We start from the raw sequence: 20,289 nt of genomic DNA on the forward strand, positions 1-20,289 counted from the left end.
AGATAGATGTCCTTCCGCACCCGTACCGTCACCGATTACGTCGAGGACGTCTCGCCGGGCTCCGGGGCGCTGCCGCCCCGCGCCTGGTACGCCGCCTCCGACGCGAGGTCCCTCTCGCTGAACGGCACCTGGCGGTTCAGACTGTCCCCGACCAGCGACGCCGAGGACGACTCCTTCGCCGCGGCCGGGTACGACGCCGGTGGCTGGGCGGAGGTCTCGGTCCCCGGCCACTGGGTCCTCCAGGGCCATGGCGCGCCGATCTACACCAACCACCTGTACCCGTTCCCGGTCGACCCGCCGCGGGTGCCGACCGAGAACCCGACCGGTGACCATCTGCGCGTCTTCGACCTGCCGGGGGACTGGCCGGAGCCGTCCGAGGGTGGCGCCGTGCTGCGCTTCGACGGGGTGGAGTCCTGCGCCCGGGTGTGGCTGAACGGCACCGAGATCGGCGAGTTCAAGGGCTCCCGGCTGCCGCACGAGTTCGCGGTCGGCCAGCTGCTGAGGCCCGAGGGCAATGTGCTGGCGGTCCGGGTCCACCAGTGGTCGGCCGGCTCCTATCTGGAGGACCAGGACCAGTGGTGGCTGCCGGGCATCTTCCGTGACGTCACCCTGCTGCACCGCCCGGCGGGCTGCGCGCGGGACTTCTTCGTGCACGCCTCCTACGACCACCGGGACGGCACCGGCACCCTGCGCGTCGACTCCGAGGTGCCGGGCCGGGTCACCGTGCCCGACCTCGGCATCGACATCGCCACCGGTGAGAGCGTCACCGTGCCGGTCACGCCCTGGTCGGCCGAGCTGCCCCGGCTCTACCCGGGGGTGCTGGCCACCGAGGGCGAGCGGGTGCCGCTGCGCATCGGCTTCCGCACGGTCGAGCTGGCGGACGGCCTGATCAAGGTGAACGGCACCCCGGTGCTGTTCAAGGGCGTCAACCGGCACGAGTGGCACCCGGAGCGGGGCCGCGCGCTGGACCTGGAGACGATGCGCGAGGACGTGCTGCTGATGAAGCGGCACAACGTCAACGCGGTGCGCACCTCGCACTACCCGCCGCACCCGGCCTTCCTCGACCTGTGCGACGAGTACGGCCTGTGGGTCGTCGACGAGTGCGACCTGGAGACCCACGGCTTCACCGAGCAGGGCTGGCGGGACAACCCCGTCGACGACGACCGCTGGACCCCGGCCCTGCTGGACCGGGCGGCCCGCATGGTGGAGCGGGACAAGAACCACCCGTCCGTCGTCATCTGGTCACTGGGCAACGAGGCGGGCACCGGACGCGGACTGACCGCGATGGCCGAGTGGATCCACGGCCGCGACTCCTCGCGCCTGGTGCACTACGAGGGGGACATCACCTGCCGCGACACGGACATGTACTCGCGGATGTACGCCGACCACGCCGAGGTGGAGCGGATCGGCCGGGACCTGGACGGCGGCACCCACAAGCGGCGCGGGCTGCCCTTCATCCTGTGCGAGTACGGGCACGCCATGGGCAACGGACCCGGCGGACTCGCCGACTACCAGCGGCTGTTCGAGACCTACGACCGGCTCCAGGGCGGGTTCGTCTGGGAGTGGATCGACCACGGCATCGCCCATCCGGAGCTGGACCACGCCTACGGCGGCGACTTCGGGGAGGAGCTGCACGACGGCAACTTCGTCTGCGACGGCCTGCTCTTCCCGGACCGCCGGCCCTCCCCCGGCCTGGTCGAGTACAAGAAGGTGATCGAGCCGGTCGGCATCGCCGGCGACCCCGCCGACGCCACGGTCCGCATCACCAACAAGTACGACTTCGCGGACCTGTCGGCGCTCGCCTTCACCTGGGCCTACGAGGTCGAGGGCGAGGTGCTGGAGAGCGGCGCCCTGTCGGTGCCCGCGCTGGGGCCAGGCGAGTCCGCCGAGGTCAAGCTGCCCGATCCGGTGCCGGGCGCACCGGCCGGCGAGGCCCACTGGACGGTCCGCGCGGTGCTCGGGGCCGACACCTCGTGGGCGCCGAAGGACCATGTCGTCGCCTGGGGCCAGGTCCGGGTCGCCCGGCGGCGCCGCCCGGCCGTCCCGGCGACCGCGCGGCCGGTCCCCGGCGACGGGGTGATCACGCTCGGCCCCGGCACGTTCGACGCGCGCACCGGCGCCCTCACGGCGGTCGGCGGGGTGGCCGTGTCCGGTCTCCGGCTGGACGTGTGGCGGGCCACCACCGACAACGACGACGGCGCGGCCTGGCAGACCGACCTCCGCTACGGCCTGCGCTGGCGCACGCTGGGCCTGCACCGGATGCGGCACCGGCTGGACGCGGTGGAGACCGGCGGCGACGCGCTGACCGTCCGCACCCGGGTGGCGCCGGCGGCCTGGGAGATCGGGCTGTCGACGGTGTACCGCTGGACGTCGGACGGCGACCGGCTGCGGCTGACCGTGTCCACCACCCCGGAGGGCGACTGGACCGTGCCGCTGCCCCGGCTCGGCATCCGCTTCGGGCTGGCGGCGGCCGACCGGGTGGAGTGGTACGGCGGCGGTCCCGGAGAGGCCTATCCGGACACCCGGACCGCGGCCGCGGTCGGCCGCTGGCGGTCGACCGTGGACGGCTTGCAGACGCCGTACGTCCGTCCGCAGGAGAACGGCGCCCGGATCGACGTCCGCTGGGCCGAACTCGGCGGTCTGCGGATCGAGGGCGATCCGGAGTTCTTCCTGACCGCCCGCCGCTGGACCACCGAGCAGCTGGACGCGGCCGCGCACCGCACGGACCTGGTGGCAGGGGACACGGTCTGGGTCAACCTCGACCACGGCCTGCACGGCATCGGCTCCCAGTCCTGCGGCCCCGGCCCGCTGCCGCAGTACCACCTCCTGGCCCGGCCCGCCGAGTTCTCGTTCGTGTTCTCGGAAAGCACGTCGCCGGAGCCCAGTTGACCGGCACGGCCCTGACGCCCTCCGCGGCCGGCCGGCTCTTCAGCCGGCCGGCCGCGGTCGCGTCGTGCGGGGGTTTCGTCCTCATCGGCATGCTCCAGGCGCTCTACGGCCCGGCCGTGCCCGGTCTGCGCACCGCGTACGGTCTGTCCCCGGCCGGTGCGGGGCTCGGCCTGAGCCTGCACTTCACCGGCGGCGTCGCGGGGGTCCTGCTGTTCAACGCCGTCCACACGCGGATCAGCAACAGCGCGCTGCTGGCGGCGAGTTACGGCCTGATGGCGGCGGGTGCGGCCGGGTTCGCGCTGGCACCGGCCTGGCCGCTCGCGCTGGCCTGCGCCTTTCTGGGCGGGCTCGGCTTCGGCGGCCTCGACTACGGCCTGAACCAGCTGTTCGCCGTCGGCTTCGGTGAGCGTTCCACGGCCATGCTGAACGTCCTCAACGCCCACTTCGGCATCGGCGCGGTGCTCGGCCCGGCGGTGGTGGCGTGGGCGGGCCCGGAGCATTACACCTGGGCGTTCGGGGGGTGCGCGGCGCTGGCGGCGCTGCTGGTGGCCGGCGGCGCGCGGGGCGTCCGCACCCGCCCGCCCGAGGAGGGGACGGTGCCGGCCGCCCCCGGCCGGCCCGGTGTCCTCCTCGGCTTCCTCGCCCTGTACATCCTCAATGTGGCCGTGGAGGCGGGCGTGGGCGGCTGGGAGCCGACCCATCTGGAGACCGTCGGGTACGGCAGCGCGGTGGCCGCGTCGGCGACGTCCGTGTACTGGCTGATGCTGACGGCGGGCCGGTTCCTGGTCGTCCCGCTCACCCTGCGGCACTCCCCCGAGCGGATCCTGACGGTGTGCACGGCCGGTATGACGGCCTGCCTGCTGCTGGCTCTGGTACGGCCGCTCGCGCCGGTGGCGTACGCGGGCGTCGGCCTGTTCATCGCACCGGTCTTCCCGACCGGCCTGCCCTGGCTCAACCGGGCGCTGCCCGGGGCGAGGCGGGCCGGTGCCTGGGTGATCGCCGCCTCGATGACCGGCGGTGTGGCGGCCCCGCCGCTGCTGGGCCTGGGCATCGAGGCGTCCGGCATCCACGCGGTCCCCTGGCTGCTGACCGCCCTCTCGGCGGCGTCGCTTCTGCCGACGGTGGGGCTGATCCGGCTGACCAGAGCGACCGCCCCTTCCTCCTAGGGCCCCTAGGATGTAACCTAGGGGTCCTAGGAATCGGGGAGGTCGTGTCCCCGGCCGGTGAGGGCCCGTCCGCCGCGGCCCGGAGGGGATGTGCCATGGTCCGAGCGGGCCTCACCGCCGACCGTGTGGTCGCGGCCGCAGCCGAACTCGCCGACGAGGCGGGCTTCGAGAACCTCACCCTGTCCGCGCTGGCCCGCCGCTTCGGGGTGAAGGACGCGAGCCTGTACTCGCACGTCCGCGGCCTGGAGGACCTGCGTACCCGGCTCGCGCTGCACGCCGGCGGCGAGCTGATCGAGCGGATCGCCGTGGCCGTGGCCGGGCGCGCGGGGCGGGCGGCCCTGACCGCGTTCGCCGACGCCTACCGCGCCTACGCCCTGGAACACCCCGGCCGGTACGCGGCCACCCAGATCCGTATCGACCAAACCCTGATCGCCGACTCCCCCGCGCTGCACCGCACCGCCGAGATCACCTACGGCATGCTGCGCGGCTACGGCCTCGGCGAACCCGACCTCACGGACGCCGTACGGCTGCTGCGCAGCACCTTCCACGGCTACTGCGTCCTGGAGGCCGCGGGCGGCTTCGGCGCCGAGCGGGACGTACGGGCGTCCTGGCACAAGGCGGTCGAGGCCCTGCACCTGGCCCTGACCCACTGGCCCCGGGAGACGACGAGCGATGACTGAACCACCGCACCACGACCGCACCGGCACCGGCCCCGTGCTGCTCCTCCTGCCCGGCGGGGCCGGCCACCCGATGGGCCTCGGACCGCTCACCGAGCGGCTGGCGGCCCGCTTCACCGTGGTCACCTACGACCCGCTCGGCCTCGCCCACGGCCGGCTCGGCCTGCCGGTGCCCGAGCAGCGGGTGGCGGACTGGAGCGAGGGGGCGCACCGGCTGCTGGAGGCGGTGCTGCCCGAGGGGGAACAGGCGTATGTGTGCGGGACCAGTTCCGGCGGCATCGCGGCGCTGGACCTGCTCGCCCGGCACCCGGAGCGGCTCGCGCACGTGGTCGCGCACGAGCCGGCGTGCGTCGCCGCGCTGCCGGACGGCGCCGAGCGGCGGGCCGAGCTGATCGCGCAGCTGGACGGGGCCGAACGGCCGCCGGCCGAGGGCGCGGAGGCGACACCGTTCGGTGTCTTCCTGGCCCGGGTCCTGCACCCCTTCACCGCCTACGTCCCGGTCCGCGCAGCACCGCCCGGCCGGCTCACCGTCGCCGCCGGCTCCGACTCGCGCGGCCAGGTGCTGCACCGTACGGCCGGGTTCCTGGCCGAGCGGCTGGGCGGCGGCTTCGCGGAGTTCCCGGGCGGGCACCTCGGCACCGTCGATCATCCGGCGGAGTTCGCGGACCGGCTCACCGGGGTGCTGCTGGGAGCCAGCGCCTGCACCTCGGCGTAGGAGGGCGCCGTACCGCCCGGCGCCCGCCCGGCGGCGATGTCGGCCACCGCGTCCAGTGCCGCCCCGAGCGCCCGCCGGTACAGCAGCGACCCGAGGCTGACCCGGCGGACGCCGAGGTCGGCGAGGTGGCCGAGGGCCGGTCCGGCGGGCGAGTAGAGGATGTTGAGCGGGGCGTCGAGACGGCGTACGAGGGCGGCGATCCGCGCCGGGTCGCTCAGCCCCGGCACGAACACCCCGTCGGCACCGGCCTGTTGGTACGCGTCCAGCCGCCGCAGCGTGTCGGTCTCGTCCCCGTCGCCGGACCAGTGGGTGTCGGTGCGGGCGTTGACGAACAGGCCGGGCACGGCCGCCTTCACGGCGGCGATCTTCGCCGCGTGCCGCGCGGCCGGCCCGAGCCCGTCCTCCAGGTTGATCCCGACCGCGCCCGCCTCCCACAACTGCCGTGCCAGTACGGCCACTTCCGCGGGGTCGTCGCTGAAGCCGTCCTCGGCGTCGACCGAGAGGAGCCAGGGCCCGGCGCCCAGGGTCAGGGCGAGCCGCAGGGTGTGCTCGCGGGTCGTACCCGCCCCGTCGGGCAACCCGGCGGCCGCCGCCACGGCGAGGCTGGACGTGGCGACCGCGGGGAACCCCCGGGCGGCCAGCGCGGCCGCCGAGGCGTGGTCCCAGGCGTTGGGCAGCAGCAGCGGCTCGCCGGGACGGTGGTGCAGCGCGGCGAACGGCGACACGGTCGGGTCTGCGGTCATACGGCCACCCTAGGGCCTCTCTTTCGGATCTTGCCGGCGTCGCGGGCCCTGGCACGCACATCTGCGGCGTTGTCGTCCCTCGCCGACACTCCGCGTCCCTAGGCGTCCGTCGTTTCGGCACCGGCCGAACCCTGCGGGCCACCGCGCGTCCTCGCCGTCGGGGCTACCGAAGGGGCACGGAGCTGCTCGGCTCCGGCGCACCCTTCTTCAACCGGTCGAGGACCTCACGCTCCGCGGACGACAGCGGAGGCTCGGCGGTCGGCGGGAGGTACGGCCCGGTCAGGGCGGCCAGCAGCGTCTTCGGCCACAGCACCCGCGCCGGGGACGCCTGGAGGCTGGTGATGTCCCACAGTGCCGCCGCCGCGTCGAAGGAGCCCGTCGCGGCCCTCGTCAGCCTGCGCGCGTAGCGGGCGGCGACCCGGTCGGCGAGCGTGGGCTCGCCGCCGGTCACGTCCGGGTACAGGACGTCCATGCCGACGGCGGCCCGCCAGGCGGTGTCCACATGGCGGGCCGCGCCGTGCAGGACCCGCCGGGTCAGGCCGGGCCGGTCGAGGCCGCCGCGCCCCACCTCCCGGGCCAGCACCTGCGCGCCGAGCGCCGCGACCGACATGCCCTGGCCGTAGACCGGGTTGAAGGTCGCCAGCGCGTCGCCCAGCACGACGAACCGCTCGGGCCACCGCGGCGACCGCTCGAAGTACCGGCGGGAGTTGCTGGTGCTGCGGCCGCGGCTGACCACCACGTCGGTGAGGGCCTCCGCGCCGGAGATGAGCTGGCCGACGATCGGGTGCGGCAGGCTGAGCGTGTACGCCAGGAAACCCTGCGGGTCCTGCGGAGGTTCGCCGCCCCGGGTGCCGCCCGCGCTGACCATCCACCGGTTGCCCTCGACCGGGAGCACCATGGCGCTGCGGCCGGGCCGTCCGTCGTAGGGGTTCGGCTGCACCAGCGTGAGAGGGAACGATTCGGCGCCCGCCGGTGTGCGGTAGATCCGGGTGGCGTTGGTCAGTCCGGAGTCGAGCCGCCTCTCCTCCACCCCGCTGACGCCGATTCCGGCGAGCCATGTCAGGCTCCCCGAGCCACGACCGCTCGCGTCGACGACGAAGTCCGCCTCCACCTCGGACCCCAGCGTGGACTTTGCTCCGCCGAGCCGGACGCCGTGGACGCGCTCGGCGGTGCCGAGGAGCCCTTCCACCGTCGCCCGGTGGACCGAGACACCGGGGTGGGAGTCGAGCAGGGCCTGCCGCACGACCCAGTCCAGCAGCGCGCGCGTGCAGGTGATCATGGCGGGGCCGCCGTGTCGCCATCGCCGCAGCCACCCGCTGTCGGGAGTGAGGGCCAGCATGCCGTTGCCGAGGGCGACCTGGTGGGCGCCCGCGTCCAGGAGGCGGTCGCGCACGCTCACCGGGAAGAGCGACTCCATGGCGGCCAGCCCGCCGGCCATGAGCAGATGGGCGTGCCGGCCCTGGGGGACCCCCCGCCGGTTCTCGGGGCCGGCCGCAAGCTCGTCCTGTTCGAGCAGGAGGATCCGCATCGAGGGATCGGCGACGGCCAGGGCCGCGGCGGCCACCAGCCCGGCGATGCCGGCTCCCACCACGACAGCTCTGTGTGACAACTCTCTCTCCCTGTAGTGCTCGTCGGCCGGCGTCACGTGGTTCCCACCTGGCCCGGTGCCGCCTCACGCAGGCCTTGCACGGCGTGCGCCAGCTCGACCAGATCGATGGTGACGCGGAACTTCTCCGGCGGATCGGCGGGGCCGTCACCGTGGCCCGACGCACGGCGTATACCGTCGATGATCATCGCTTCCTCCGAAGCGGCACGCGCCCTCTCCCCCGCCTCGCCGCGTGCCACGGCGGCCGCGTACGTCGTATGGCCGACGCGCTGGTCGATGTAGGCCGTCAGCTGGAGGAGGGCGTCGCGGATGTTCGCTTCCATGAGGTAGAGGCGGTTGCTGGGCAGCTGCCACCAGAACTGCCACCAGGTCGGTTCGGCGACCGGGGCCGTGGCCACGTCCTTCACCGCCGACCAGAGGGGGCCGAGCGCCCGGTAGGTGGACAGGCTCTGCCGCTCCACGGCGGCCGCGGAGGCGAGGCGGGGCAGCACGAACCCGGCGCAGTAGATCAGCGCCCCGAGCGAGGCGGCGGGGGGAGCGACGTCGGTGGACAGGAAGTCCAGGTCGTACCCCAGCCAGCGCGCGGCGACCGCGGTGACCTTGGCGAGGGTGAAGCCGAGGACGTCGAGCAGCAGCCCGGCCAGGATCAGCCGGAGGCCGAGCCGGAGCAGCCCCGTGACCTCGTCACGCGCCCACTTCAGACAGACCGCGCTCAGGACGATGGTGCTCGCCAGATGACCCGTCAGGTAGAGGGCGATCATCTCCCGCATGTACGGGGTGTTCGCGTAGTAGGTGTCCAGGTCGGTGAGGCGCTCGGTGTGCGCGTCCGCGAGGCCGAACAGCACGACGATGGCGAGGATGAGGGTGCCGTAGACGACGACCGCCATCCGGGTCATCCGCCGGATCCGTTCCCTCGGCCCGCCCTTCCAGTGGAACAGCAGGACGATCAGGGAGCAGCTGAAGGCGGAGATGCAGCTGTACGTCAGCGGGGCGCCCGCGTTGGGAACGCCCGTGACGTCGTTGACCGCGGCGAGCGTGACCGGAGCGGACAGGAAGAAGCAGACGGCGGCGATGAACGCGGTGGCCCGGGTGGCGACGGACAGCGGGGAGCGCGGAGTCCTGCGCGGCCGGCGCAGCAGTATGGCGGCCAGGGCCAGCAGCGAGGACGCCAGGTACACGAGAAGGCTCATGTTCTTTCGCGGACTCCGTTCAGGGCCTTCGGACGCATGGGGGGTTCGGGAACGCGGATCCGGGGTCAGGCGGAGCGGGCCGGGGCGTGGCCCGGCTCGACGGCGCGCGCCGCACGCTCGGACCTCTTCACGGCGTCGGCGATCAGGACCAGGGACGCGGCATCGCGCGGAGGGGAGAGCCGGGGTGGCGCGTCGGCGGGCCGGAGCACGGGCCCGGTACCGCGCCCGACGGCCTCGGCGATGGTCACCGCCCACGCGGCCGACGTCGCCCGGGTCCAGTCGCCGGTCTTCTCGAACTCCGCGAGGAGTGTCGCGTCGTGGAGCATCTCGTCGTAGAGCGTCTCGATCGCGAGGAGGCCGTTGTGGATGGTGCTCCAGCGCCAGGTGCCCCACAGGAAGGGGGAGCGCGGCCGCTCGACGCGCAGGGCACGGTCCGTCAGCACCGGGTCCAGCACCGCGTCGAGCGGCGCCAGCCGGACGTAGTCGCGCCAGGCGGACAGGTGCGGGCCGGCCAGCGGAAGGAGCACGCCCACCACGGTGAGCAGCGCGCCCAGTCCGGCGCAGACCGGCGGGATCGACGTGCCCAGGACCGCCCAGTCCCGGCCGGTCCAGCGCGCGGCGACGGCGGCCAGCTTCGCGATGCTGTACCCGGAGCTGATCACCGTGCCGGTGCCGATCAGGAGCAGACTGGTGCGCAGCCAGGGCCGCTTGCGCACCTCCTCCTCGAAGCCCCAGCGCAGCGACCGGACGGCGCTGACGGCGACGGCCGTGAGATGCGCGACGAGGTACAGGACGACCATCTCGGCGATCCAGGGACTCGTCGCGTAGTACGTGTCGAAGTCGCTGCGGCGCTCCTCGGCGGCGTCACCGAGGGCGAAGAGGAGAGCGACACCGGCGAGGACGGCGGTGTACCCGAGAATCCAGCTCCGGGTCGTCCGGCGCAGCCCCGGGCCGCCCCGCCAGCAGGCGATCATGATCAGCAGGGCCGCGCTGTAGGCCGTGATCGAGGCATAGGTCAGGGGAGCGGCCAGGTTGGACACGCCGCTGACCCGGTTGATCACCCGCACCGAGGCGGGTGCCCCGAGCAGGAAGCAGAGCGAGGCGATCGCCAGCACGCCGTTGACGGCCCGCACCGAGGGCTCGCGCCAGTGCCGGAGCAGATCCGGCAGCTTCACCAGAAGTCCGGCCCACAGCAGGCCGCAGCTCGTGTAGTTGATCGCCCCGCTCATGTCCGGGTCCCCCGATAGTGCAGCGCGTCCGCGATACGGCGGGCCGTTTCGCCGGTGATCATGTCCCGCTCCATCAGCGCACGCATCTCCTGCCCGATCCGGATCCCGAAGAGTTCGGCCTCTTTCTCCGGGTCCGCGTCGAAACGGGACCGGGCGGCGGCCGGCAGAGCGCCGTGCGCGTGCCCCGACTCCAGTGCCTCCCAGGCCCCGCTCGCCAGTTGCTCGGGCGTGAAACCGTCCTTCTGCCGCATGTGCCACAGCTCGTGTCCGAAGATCTGCGCCTGATGCCAGATCTCCGCGTCCTGCTCGATGATGACGTCGTCCCGGTCCGCGCGCTCCAGCCACATGCCCGTGGCCCTGAACTCGCGGGGGATGTGCACGCGGTGCACCACGAGCGGCCGGTCGCCGCGCCACCGCTGGGCGGACTCGACCAGGGCCTGGAACAGCGCTTCGGGGTCCTCCGGAGCCGCGCCGGCCAAGGTCTCGTCCCCGCAGGGGCCGCCCAGCCGGGCGCGGATGGGAGCCATCAGCGTCTCGACGAACAGCCGCATCTCCCGGTCGCGCCGCCGTAACCGCTGCCACTGGCGCAGCCGGGTCAGCGCCGTCACCGTACGCGCTCCAGGGTTGTGGCCAGTCTTGCGTAGGCGTCGTCTGCGGCCACCGAGTAGGTCTCCTGGGGCGTTGCTGAGCAGGGGTGTCGGGCTGACGCGAGGGTAACCGGCGGCACGTCGGCCGGTCGACAGGGGCGGGGAATCCGGCGTGAATGTGCGGGCTCGGCCGGCATGTCCGGTTCGGGCGGCCGCATCCCGCATCGGCCCCGCGCTCACCTCTGCGCGGTGACCTCCACCCCTGGCCCGGCCAGGTTCACCAGCAGCCGGCCGCCCCCGCTCCAGCCGACCTCCAGCAGCCCGGCACCCCGCGCCCGCACGGTGACCAGGTCGGCGAGCGGGGCGGGGTCCGGGGCGGCGGTGAGACGGCAGAGGGCGACGAACAGGGTGGGGGTCGCGCCGGTGGTGCCGGTGAGGGCGTCGGAGAGGCCCAGGGCGGGGAGGAGTTCAGCCCGCAGCCCCGGCCGGTCCGGCCAGCCCGTCAGCCGTACCGGGGTTCCGGGGGCCGCCCCGGCGACCAGATGGGCGCGCACCTCCGCAGCGCCCTCGGCGAGCACCACGCTGGTCACCGTGATGCCCTCGCGGACGGTGTGCCGGGAGGCGATCCAGCCGTCGCCGGTGCCGAGCGGCTCGATGTCCGTGCGGCTCGGGTCGCCGTCGACGAACACGCTGTTGTCGTACGACGGTACGGGCGTGGTGGCGGTGGAGTAGCCGAGCCGGGTGTAGTAGGGGTCGTAGCGGACGTCCTCGCTGCCGTGGTTGTGCAGCCGTACCAGACCGTCCGAACGGGTGGACTGGAGCAGCCAGTTGGGGACGGGCAGGGGGCGTACGGTGTCCGCGCGTTCGGCCGGGCCCGGTTCCTCCGGTGCCGTCCACACCGGGTGATCGGCCGGCAGCAGCAGGCCGAGGAAGCCCTTGCTCGCCCAGTAGGGGGAGGCCGGTCCCGAGTACCCCTGGAGCACGGTCTCGTCCGGGCCGAGCCAGCCGAGCGGCAGCAGGCCCCGCGCGTCGACCGCGCCGCCGTCGATGAAGTACCGCAGGGCGCCCGAGGCCAGGCGCCGGGTCTCCCCCGGGGGCAGCGGGGTGTGGCCGGTGAGCGCGCCGAGCCAGAGCGGCGCGGCGGTCGCGAACCGGTAGGTCAGGGAGCGGCCCTGGTGCAGGGGGGCACCGTCGCCGCCGAAGAAGTGGGCGTAGTCGGCAAGATGACGGGTCAGCCGCCGGCCGTAGCGGTCGAGCAGTTCGGCGTCCTGGTCCAGCCAGGCGTGCAGAACCGGGTACAGGTGCATGGCCCAGCCGTTGTAGTAGTCGAACTTGCGGCCGTCGCCGTCGGTGTACCAGCCGTCGCCGAGGTACCAGTCCTCGATGCGCTCCAGCCCCCGGTCGATCGCCTTGCGCGCCGCCTCCTGCTGGTGTCCGATCTCCTGGAGGAAGCCGCCGACGGTCACCGGGAACAACTCCCAGTTGCACGGCCAGGCCTCGGCGGTGAGCGCGTCCTCCAGCCAGCCGGCCGTGCGCTGGCGTACGGAGTCGTCCAGGCGGTCCCAGAGCAGCGGCCGGGTCAGCCGCAGGGCGAGCGCGACCGAGGCGGCCTCGACGAGCGGCTGGCCGCGGTCCTCGATCTTCGGCCAGACCCCGCCGGGGCCGACGGCGAGGCCCTCGGCGTACCGGCCGAGCGCGGTCTCGTCGCGACGGAAGGCGGCGAGCAGCAGGGTGCGGGCGTACCCTTCGAGGCCGTCGGAGAGACGGCCCGACCAGCTCTCGCGTTCGCCGGGCAGATGGTAGAGGGCACCGTCGGCGGTGCGGTACGGCTCGACGGCGGCGAGCAGGGCGTCGGCCGCGGCTTCCCAGTGGGCCCGGGTGTACCCGGTGTACGGACTCGACGCACGGTCGTCGGCGGGCAGTTCGATCACGTCGGCGCCTCTCCCTTCCTGGCGAACCAGCCCGGGTCACCCCCGGCCATGCTCCAACTCCCTTGACCTTGCCCCCTGGAAAGCGCTTACGCAAGGCGATACGGTCCAGCGGCTGAACCCGTCCCCGAAGGAGACCCCCCATGTCCGTTTCCCCGCACAGCGCCCCCACCCGCCGCACCTTCGTGCTCGGTGCCGCGGCCGCCGCTAGCACGGCAACCCTCGCCGGGCCGCTCGCCGGTTCGGCGGCCGCCGCGGGCTTCGGCTGGAGCGACGACGGCTCGAACTACGTCGTCGACACCGGCGCGAACCTGGTCTTCAAGGTCAGCAAGACCAACGGCGACCTGACCTCGCTGGTGTACAAGGGCACCGAGTACCAGGGCTACGGCGGCCGGAACTCGCACGTCGAGTCGGGCCTCGGCGCCTCGACCGTGACCCTCGCGCGGTCCGGCCCGACCATTCTGATATCGGTCGCCCACGGCACGCTCCGGCACTACTACGCGGCCCGCAGCGGCGAGAACAACATCTACCTGTGGACCCACAAGGCCGACGACTCGGTCACCGCGACCCGCTACATCGTGCGCGTGAGGGCGGCCCTGTTCCGCAACGACGAACCGGACTCCTACACGTACACCACCAGCACCGTCGAGGCCTCGGACGTGTTCGCGAAGCCCGACGGCCAGACCCGCTCCAAGCACTACTCCCGGCACCGGGTCATCGACTACGACTACATCGGCTGGAGCACCGGCAGCGTGGGCCTGTGGATCGTGCGCAGCAACCACGAGAAGGCGTCCGGCGGCCCGTTCTACCGCTCGCTGCTGCGCCACCAGAGCGCCGACGGCGGCGGGCTGTACGAGATCCTGTACTACGGCGAGAACCAGACCGAGGCCCAGCGGTTCGGGCTCCGGGGGCCGTACGTCATCGCGTTCACGGACGGCGGCGCACCCTCCCCGGCGCTGTACCACGGCACGCTGACGACGCCCTGGGCGGACTCGCTCGGGATCTCGGGCTATGTCCCGGACAGTGGCCGGGGCCGAGTGACGGGTGTCGGGATCGCCGGGCGGGACACCGCGTCCGCGTACACGGTCGGCCTGGCCAACTCGGCTGCCCAGTACTGGGGTCCGGCCCGCGCCTCGGACGGGTACTTCTCGATCACCCGGGTGCTGCCGGGCACGTACACCCTGACCGTGTACAAGGGCGAACTGGCCGTCTACAGCACGCAGGTGACCGTGTCCGCGGGCGGCACCACCGCGCTGAACACGATCACCGTCCCGTCCACCAACGACCCGGCCAACGCGAGAGCCCTCTGGCGGATCGGCACCTGGGACGGCACGCCCCGCGGCTTCAAGAACGCGGACCTGATGACGTACGCGCACCCCTCGGACGCGCGGGCCGCCTCCTGGACCGGCAACGTGGTCATCGGCAGCGGCACCGAGACCTCCGCCTTCCCCTGCTATCTGTGGAAGGACGTCAACAGCGGTCTGCTGGTCTACTTCAAGCTGACCGCGGCGCAGGCCGCCGCCGCGCACACCCTGCGGATCGGCGTGACCACGGCCTACGCCAACGGCCGCCCGCAGGTCACGGTCAACGGCGCCTGGACGTCGGCGATCCCCGCCCCGCCCGCTCAGCCGGGCACCCGGTCCCTGACGGTGGGCTCCTACCGGGGCAACAACCACACCTTCAGCTACAGCATCCCGGCCAGCGCCTGGCAGACGGACACCAGCCGGTACAACGTGCTGAAGATCGACATCGTGAGCGGTTCCGGCACGACCGGCTTCCTCAGCGCGGGCACGGCGATCGACGCGATCGACCTGCTGGCCTGATCGCCTCAACCACCGCGCTTCCACTGCTGGTTGGCGCCGCCGTTGCAGGTGTAGGTGATGACCGGCGCCGAGTCGGCGGTGGACGCGCCGGAGACGTCCAGGCACTCTCCGCTGGCCCGGGCCCTGAGGGTGACGTAGGAGCCGGAGGCGGCCACCGACCACTGCTGGCTGGTGGCGCCGGTGCAGTTCTCCTGGGTGACGTCGGTGGCGTTCTCCTGGAGACAGAGCGAGCTGCCCCGGCCCATCAGCGCGTAGTAGCCGTTGCCGAGGTCCTTGAACCACCACTTCTGGTTGCCGCCGCCGTTGCAGGTGTACTGGCTGACGGCGACGCCCTGCCACAGCGACTGGTTCGGCACGTCGGCGCACTTGGAGCTGTGCCGGGCGATCAGCGTGTTGTACGTCGCCGCGGTCCCGCCGATCGTGCCGGCGGCGGTGTCGACGGTGATCTCCGGGTACCAGGACATCGTCATCGAGGTGGCGGTCGGGAAGGCCAGCGGCAGCCACACGAAGCGCGAGTCGTTGACGGTGCCGCCGAAGGAGTTGCCCCAGCGGTCGCCCATGTACAGGTACGAGGTGCCCGACGTGCCCTGCACCGGCAGGACGTAGGCGGTCTGCGAGCCGTAGGCGGTGGAGTCGCCGACGTTGGTCCAGGAGGTCCAGGGGCCGGTGAGGGAGGTGGCGGTGGCGTACTGCTGCTGGTTGGGGTCCCAGCCGGTGGCGCCCGAGGTCAGCATGAAGTACACGCCGCCCCGCTTGAACAGGGCCGGTGCCTCGCGGTGGCCGCCGGGCCAGGGGTTGGCGACCAGGCTGTCGATGCCGGTGTAGTCGGCGGTGAGCCGGTAGATGTGCAGGTCGTTGTTGTTGTTGGCCGAGGACACCAGGTAGCCGGTGCCGTCGGTGTCGACGAAGGTGGTCAGGTCGCGGGACTGGTTGTCGCCGAGCGGCTGGAAGCTGCCCCGGTAGCTGTAGCTCCCGTCGACGGTGGCGGAGACGGCGACGGCGGTGCGGGCCTGGCTGTAGTCGACGCCGTTCTCCTTGTGCATCCACATCACGAACCGGCCGGTGGCCGCGTTGTAGACGACCTTCGGGCGCTCGATGTAGGCGGTCTGGAGCTCGGCGGCGGACGACTGGCTGAGGACATGGCCGCGGAACTCCCAGTTCCGCAGGTCCGTGGAGCGGTAGCAGTCGACGTATCGGAAGGTGTTGTCGGCGTTGCGGTCCTCGCCGAACCAGTAGTAGTACGCGCCGACCTTGATGACCCCGCCGCCGTGGGCGTGCACGGCGTTGCCCGAGGTGTCGGTGAACTGGACGCCGTTGGTGAGGGTCTGCGCCGCCGCCTGGGCGGGGCCGGCCGTCGCCAGGGCCGCCGCGAGGGCGCAGGCCAGGGCGAGCAGGATCGCGTAGGCACGTCTCATCTCACGCACGCTCCTTCCCGGCGCCGGCGGGGGTGTCCGCCACGGGGACGCCGAAGTCCGGGGTGCCGTCCGGCTTCCAGCCGAGCTTCTGGATCCGGGTGTGCCGGTTGGGATCGTTCAGGGGGTCGCCGGTGATCTCCTTGTAGGGGCGGGCGTGGTAGACGAGGACGTCGCTGTGGCCGTCCTCGGCGACGGTGAAGCAGCTGTGGCCGGGGCCGTACTGCCGGGTGACGTCGCTGCTGGTGAAGACCGGGACCGGGGACTTGGCCCAGCTGGCGGCGTCCATCAGGTCGCTGTCGGCGTCGGCGGTCAGCAGGCCCATGCAGTAGTGGTGGTCGGTGGCGCTGGCCGAGTAGGTGAGGAAGACCCGGCCGTTGCGCTGGAGGGCGTACGGCCCCTCGTTGACCTTGTAGCCGACGCACTCCCAGTCGTACTCGGGGGTGGACAGCCGCACCTGGGGGCCGGTGAGGGTCCAGGGGTCGGCCATCCTCGAGATCCACAGCGCGGTGTTGTTGTCCATGCCGGGCTCGTGCTGGGCCCAGACCAGGTAACGGGTGCCGCGGTGCTTGAAGGTGGTGGCGTCGAGGGAGAAGGTCTCCCAGGCGGTCCGGATCTGTCCCCGCTCGGTCCAGGTGCCCTGGAAGGGATCGGAGTGGGCGTTCTCCAGGACCCAGATGCGGATGGCCCACACGTCCTCGGCCGGCGCGGAGGCGAAGTAGATGTACCACTTGCCGCCGATGCGGTGCAGCTCCGGCGCCCAGATGTGGGCGCTCATCGGGCCGCTGGTGTGCGCCCGCCAGATCACCGACTCGGCGGCGGTGGCGAGGCCGTTCAGGGTGCGGGCGCGGCGCAGGACGATGCGGTCGTACTCGGGCACGGTGGCCGTGAAGTAGTACTGGCCGTCGATGTGCCGGATGATGTGCGGGTCGGCACGCTGGCGGACCAGGGGGTTCAGGTACGGGGCGGTGTGCCGGGCGCGGGGGGTGGCCTGGGCGATGCCGGGGGCCGCGGCGAGGGCGCCGGCGGCCAGGGCGGCGCTCTTCAGCATCAGTCGGCGGCTGGGGGCTTCGGGCAGGTCGTGGTCGCGGCTCATGCGGAGTGCCTCTCGGTGGGGAAGGGCAGGTCCGGGAGAGAGCCGGCCGCGGCGTGATCGATATACCGGACGGCATCTGTGATCCCGAACGCCGAAAAGGTACGGGTGAGCCACCGGGGGGTCAATGGGTTGGACGCGAGAAGAGGGAAAGCCCTTTCCGGGAGCGAACTGGCTGATACGCGGGATCAGTTGAGGTAGTCCACGCGCCCGTCGTCGTCCATCTCCAAGGGACCGTCCGGGATGATGCAGAACTCGTTGCCCTCGGGGTCCGCCATCACCAGGAAACCGCCGTCGGCGTACTCCTCCAGCCGGCGCCCGCCGAGCGCCTCGACCCGCTGCTGCTCGGCCGCGGGATCGGGAGAGCTGATGTCGAAGTGCATCCGGTTCTTGCCGGACTTGGGCGCGGCGGTGCGCTGGAAGCCCAGGCCCAGGCCGTCCTCCCGGCGCAGCCAGACATAGGGGCCCGTGCGGGCCACGACCGGCCTGCCGAGCAGCTCGGACCAGAACAGGGCGAGCCGCTCGGGGTCCACGGCGTCGACGACGAGGGCGTTGATCTGCATGCGTGCGGCTGTCATGCCCCGATCCTCTCAAGCGGGCCGGGGCGGTCAGGCCTCGACCGGAGGTTCGGCGCGGCCACGCAGCCACACGTAGACCGGGATGCCCGCGAAGAGGAACAGCACCCCCTGGTAGACGGCCGCGTACCCGGCGCCCGCGATCAGCCAGAAGGAGAAGGCGAAGGAGAGCGCGGCGACGACGAGGTCGCGGACCAGGCCGGCCGGGCGGACCCGGGCGCGGGAGCCCCGGACGAGCCAGAACAACTGGGCGGCGGCCGACAGGAGATAGGGCACACAGCCGGTGAAGGTGGTGATGAGGACCAGCACCCGGAAGGTGGCGTCCGGGCCCGCCGTGTAGTTCAGGGCGATCAGGACCGTGCCGAGCACCGCGCAGGCCCACACCCCGAAGCCGGGCACGCCGCCCGCACCGGCCTTCGCGAACGGCGCCGGGAAGAGCCCGTCGCGAGCGGCGGCGTACGGCATCTGCGCGGCGAGCAGGATCCAGCCGTTGAGGCAGCCGACGACGGACACGACGGCGACCAGGGCGATCGCGGTGCCGCCCCAGTGCCCGCCGGTCATCGCGTTCACCGCGTCGGCGAACGGCGCACCGGACCTGGCCAGCCGCTCGTGCGGGACCAGGCCGAAGACGGCGACCGTGCCGAGCAGATAGACGAGGGCCGAGCCGAGGGTGCCGAGGACGCTCGCGCGGCCCACCGTGCGCTCGGGGTCCGCCACCTCGCCCGCGCTCACCGCGGCCGACTCGACCCCGAGGAAGCTGTACAGCAGCAGCGCGGCGGAGGCCGCGACGGCGCCCGGGACACTCTCCCCGGAGGCGTTGAACGGGCCGAAGTTGTCCTCCCGGACGAAGAACAGGCCGATGGTGGCGACGAGGACCAGCGGCACGAACTTCAGCACGGTGCAGACGAGCTGCACCACACCGACGACCCGGGTGCCGGCGAAGTTCGCGGCGGCGGGCAGCCACAGCGCGGCCAGCGCGACCAGCCCCTGGAGCAGCCGGTTGCCGTGCAGCGGAATGAGGACGTCGACGTAACCGACGACGGCGACCGCGAGCGCGGCGATGCTCACCCAGCACATCGTCCAGTACGACCACGCCGACAGAAACCCCGCGAACGGCCCGAACGCGTCCCGCGGATACACGTACAGCCCGCCGGTGACCGGGCTGCGCCGGGCCAGCCTGCCGAAGAGCAGGGCCAGAAGGACGGCCGCCACGGACAGCACGGCGAACGCGAGCAGGCTGACGGTGCCGTACGGGGCGACGGCGGACGGCAGGGCGAAGATGCCGCCGCCGATGATGTTGCCCATCACCAGGGCGGTCGCGGTGGCCAGGCCGAAGGTGCGGCGCCTCGGCGTGGGAGCGGCGGGCGTGTCGGCCGCTTCGGCGGGGTGGGCGGGTCCGGTGGAGCTGGGGGCTGTCATGGCGGTTCCGTCACGGGAAGAAGAGCGGGGAGGGGTGGGTGCGTGATCGTAACCCCCGAGTCCACATGGTGGGCGATCTGTTCATGAAATGGACACAATCAGCGGCGGATCCCAGGGTTTCCGCAGGTCAGACGCGGCATCGTGGGCTGTTCACCTGCTGGACGGCCCGATCCGGCCGGGCTCCGCTTCGACTAGCGTCGGGACATGACCAGCTATCCCTCCCCCAGCCTCGCCGACGCCCTCGCCGCCGGAACGGTCGTGCTCGACGGCGGTATGTCCAACCAGCTGGAGTCGGCCGGGCACGACCTGAGCGACGCCCTGTGGTCCGCGCGGCTGCTCGCCGAGCGGCCGGAGGCGGTCACCGAGGCGCATCTCGCCTACTACCTCGCCGGTGCGAGCGTCGCCATCACCGCCAGCTACCAGGCCACCTTCGAGGGCTTCGCCCGGCGTGGCATCGGCCACGAGGAGGCCGCGCGTCTGCTCGCGCTCAGTGTGGAACTGGCCCGCGACGCGGCGCGGCAGGCCCGGGCGGCGGGCGTCGGGCGGCCGCTGTGGGTGGCCGCGTCGGTCGGGCCGTACGGCGCGATGCTCGCCGACGGCTCCGAGTACCGCGGCCGGTACGGGCTGAGCGTCGCCGAGCTGGAGCGCTTCCACCGGCCGCGGCTGGAGGTGCTGGCCGCCGCCGCGCCGGACGTCCTCGCGCTGGAGACCGTGCCGGACAGCGACGAGGCGGTCGCGCTGCTCCGGGCGGTGCGCGGGCTGGGGGTGCCGGCCTGGCTGTCGTACACCGTCGACGGCCGGCAGACCCGCGCCGGGCAGCCGCTGGAGGAGGCGTTCGCGCCCGCCGCCAAGGCCGAGGAAGTGATCGCGGTGGGCGTGAACTGCTGCGATCCCGAGGATGTGACCCCGGCCGTGGAGATCGCGGCGCGGGTCACCGGCAAGCCGGTCGTGGTGTATCCGAACAGCGGCGAGGCCTGGGACGCGGCGGCGCGGGCCTGGACGGGGCGCACCCGGTTCGCCACCGGTCAGGTCGCGAGCTGGCAGGCGGCCGGGGCACGGCTGATCGGGGGCTGCTGCCGGGTGGGCCCGGAGGCGATCGCCGCGCTCGCGGACGCGGTGGGCGGGCAGGGCACGTAGGGCGGGGCCGTCCGGTGGGGCGCGCGCAGAGGCTCGTGCGGATGCCCGGGTCCCGTCCGCACAGTCCCCCGCGCGAGGGGTGGAGGTGTGCCCGAGGGCC

General features: G+C 73.0%; 16 protein-coding genes. 6 read left to right on the plus strand and 10 right to left on the minus strand.

Annotation, left to right across the window (positions count from 1 at the left end; all coding sequences use genetic code 11):
• The first annotated feature begins 6 nt into the window (after positions 1–6).
• From ACZ5CZ_RS07595 to ACZ5CZ_RS07610, 4 genes are all read left to right on the plus strand, one after another.
• Positions 7–2,889 carry a glycoside hydrolase family 2 TIM barrel-domain containing protein gene (locus ACZ5CZ_RS07595; protein ID WP_468940102.1) on the plus strand — a complete coding sequence of 961 codons (2,883 nt, stop codon included), beginning with the start codon at positions 7–9 and terminating at the stop codon, positions 2,887–2,889.
• A complete protein-coding gene (locus tag ACZ5CZ_RS07600) occupies positions 2,886–4,055 on the plus strand; it encodes an MFS transporter (RefSeq protein WP_468940105.1) in 1,170 nt (389 codons plus the stop codon). The genes ACZ5CZ_RS07595 and ACZ5CZ_RS07600 overlap by 4 nt, the downstream gene beginning before the upstream one ends.
• 95 nt (positions 4,056–4,150) lie before the next feature.
• On the plus strand, positions 4,151–4,735 hold the full coding sequence (locus tag ACZ5CZ_RS07605) for a TetR/AcrR family transcriptional regulator (protein WP_468940108.1): 585 nt from the start codon (positions 4,151–4,153) through the stop codon (positions 4,733–4,735).
• Complete coding sequence (locus ACZ5CZ_RS07610) at positions 4,728–5,447, plus strand: alpha/beta fold hydrolase (RefSeq protein WP_385840727.1); 720 nt, start codon at positions 4,728–4,730, stop codon at positions 5,445–5,447. Before ACZ5CZ_RS07605 ends, ACZ5CZ_RS07610 begins: the two co-directional genes overlap by 8 nt.
• On the opposite strand, the gene ACZ5CZ_RS07615 is transcribed toward ACZ5CZ_RS07610, so the two are convergent.
• The 6 genes from ACZ5CZ_RS07615 to ACZ5CZ_RS07640 all read right to left on the minus strand — a co-directional run bounded on the left by ACZ5CZ_RS07615 (position 5,378) and on the right by ACZ5CZ_RS07640 (position 12,730).
• A complete protein-coding gene (locus tag ACZ5CZ_RS07615) occupies positions 5,378–6,190 on the minus strand; it encodes an isocitrate lyase/PEP mutase family protein (RefSeq protein WP_385840726.1) in 813 nt (270 codons plus the stop codon). The two genes, ACZ5CZ_RS07610 and ACZ5CZ_RS07615, sit on opposite strands and share 70 nt — an antisense overlap.
• A 163-nt stretch (positions 6,191–6,353) precedes the next feature.
• Complete coding sequence (locus tag ACZ5CZ_RS07620; protein WP_468940110.1) at positions 6,354–7,799, minus strand: NAD(P)/FAD-dependent oxidoreductase; 1,446 nt, start codon at positions 7,797–7,799, stop codon at positions 6,354–6,356.
• A gap of 32 nt (positions 7,800–7,831) precedes the next feature.
• A complete protein-coding gene (locus tag ACZ5CZ_RS07625; RefSeq protein WP_385840724.1) occupies positions 7,832–8,986 on the minus strand; it encodes an MAB_1171c family putative transporter in 1,155 nt (384 codons plus the stop codon).
• A 65-nt stretch (positions 8,987–9,051) separates the two neighbouring features.
• A complete protein-coding gene (locus tag ACZ5CZ_RS07630) occupies positions 9,052–10,215 on the minus strand; it encodes an MAB_1171c family putative transporter (RefSeq protein ID WP_468940112.1) in 1,164 nt (387 codons plus the stop codon).
• Entirely contained in the window at positions 10,212–10,823 is a 612-nt protein-coding gene (locus ACZ5CZ_RS07635) for a toxin (RefSeq protein WP_468940114.1), read from the minus strand. The genes ACZ5CZ_RS07630 and ACZ5CZ_RS07635 overlap by 4 nt, the downstream gene beginning before the upstream one ends.
• Positions 10,824–11,038: 215 nt before the next feature.
• Positions 11,039–12,730, minus strand: coding sequence for a DUF2264 domain-containing protein (locus tag ACZ5CZ_RS07640; protein WP_468940182.1), 1,692 nt, complete (start codon positions 12,728–12,730; stop codon positions 11,039–11,041).
• Positions 12,731–12,873: 143 nt separating this feature from the next.
• Here ACZ5CZ_RS07640 and ACZ5CZ_RS07645 point away from each other — a divergent pair, with 143 nt between their 5' ends.
• Positions 12,874–14,553, plus strand: a complete 1,680-nt coding sequence (locus ACZ5CZ_RS07645) for a rhamnogalacturonan lyase B N-terminal domain-containing protein (protein ID WP_468940117.1) — start codon at positions 12,874–12,876, stop codon at positions 14,551–14,553.
• A 5-nt stretch (positions 14,554–14,558) separates the two neighbouring features.
• Here ACZ5CZ_RS07645 and ACZ5CZ_RS07650 read toward each other — a convergent pair whose 3' ends face one another.
• From ACZ5CZ_RS07650 to ACZ5CZ_RS07665, 4 genes are all read right to left on the minus strand, one after another.
• On the minus strand, positions 14,559–15,968 hold the full coding sequence (locus ACZ5CZ_RS07650) for an RICIN domain-containing protein (RefSeq protein WP_468940120.1): 1,410 nt from the start codon (positions 15,966–15,968) through the stop codon (positions 14,559–14,561).
• Position 15,969: 1 nt separating this feature from the next.
• Complete coding sequence (locus ACZ5CZ_RS07655) at positions 15,970–17,061, minus strand: glycoside hydrolase family 43 protein (RefSeq protein WP_468940122.1); 1,092 nt, start codon at positions 17,059–17,061, stop codon at positions 15,970–15,972.
• Positions 17,062–17,246: 185 nt separating this feature from the next.
• Complete coding sequence (locus ACZ5CZ_RS07660; RefSeq protein WP_468940125.1) at positions 17,247–17,636, minus strand: VOC family protein; 390 nt, start codon at positions 17,634–17,636, stop codon at positions 17,247–17,249.
• A 30-nt stretch (positions 17,637–17,666) separates the two neighbouring features.
• Complete coding sequence (locus ACZ5CZ_RS07665) at positions 17,667–19,052, minus strand: amino acid permease (RefSeq protein WP_385840716.1); 1,386 nt, start codon at positions 19,050–19,052, stop codon at positions 17,667–17,669.
• A 204-nt stretch (positions 19,053–19,256) separates the two neighbouring features.
• On the opposite strand from ACZ5CZ_RS07665, the gene mmuM reads away from it, so the two are divergent.
• Positions 19,257–20,189, plus strand: coding sequence for a homocysteine S-methyltransferase (gene mmuM, locus ACZ5CZ_RS07670; protein WP_468940128.1), 933 nt, complete (start codon positions 19,257–19,259; stop codon positions 20,187–20,189).
• The last annotated feature ends 100 nt before the right edge of the window (positions 20,190–20,289 follow it).

The sequence above is a fragment of the Streptomyces sp. NPDC031418 genome, assembly GCF_055581605.1.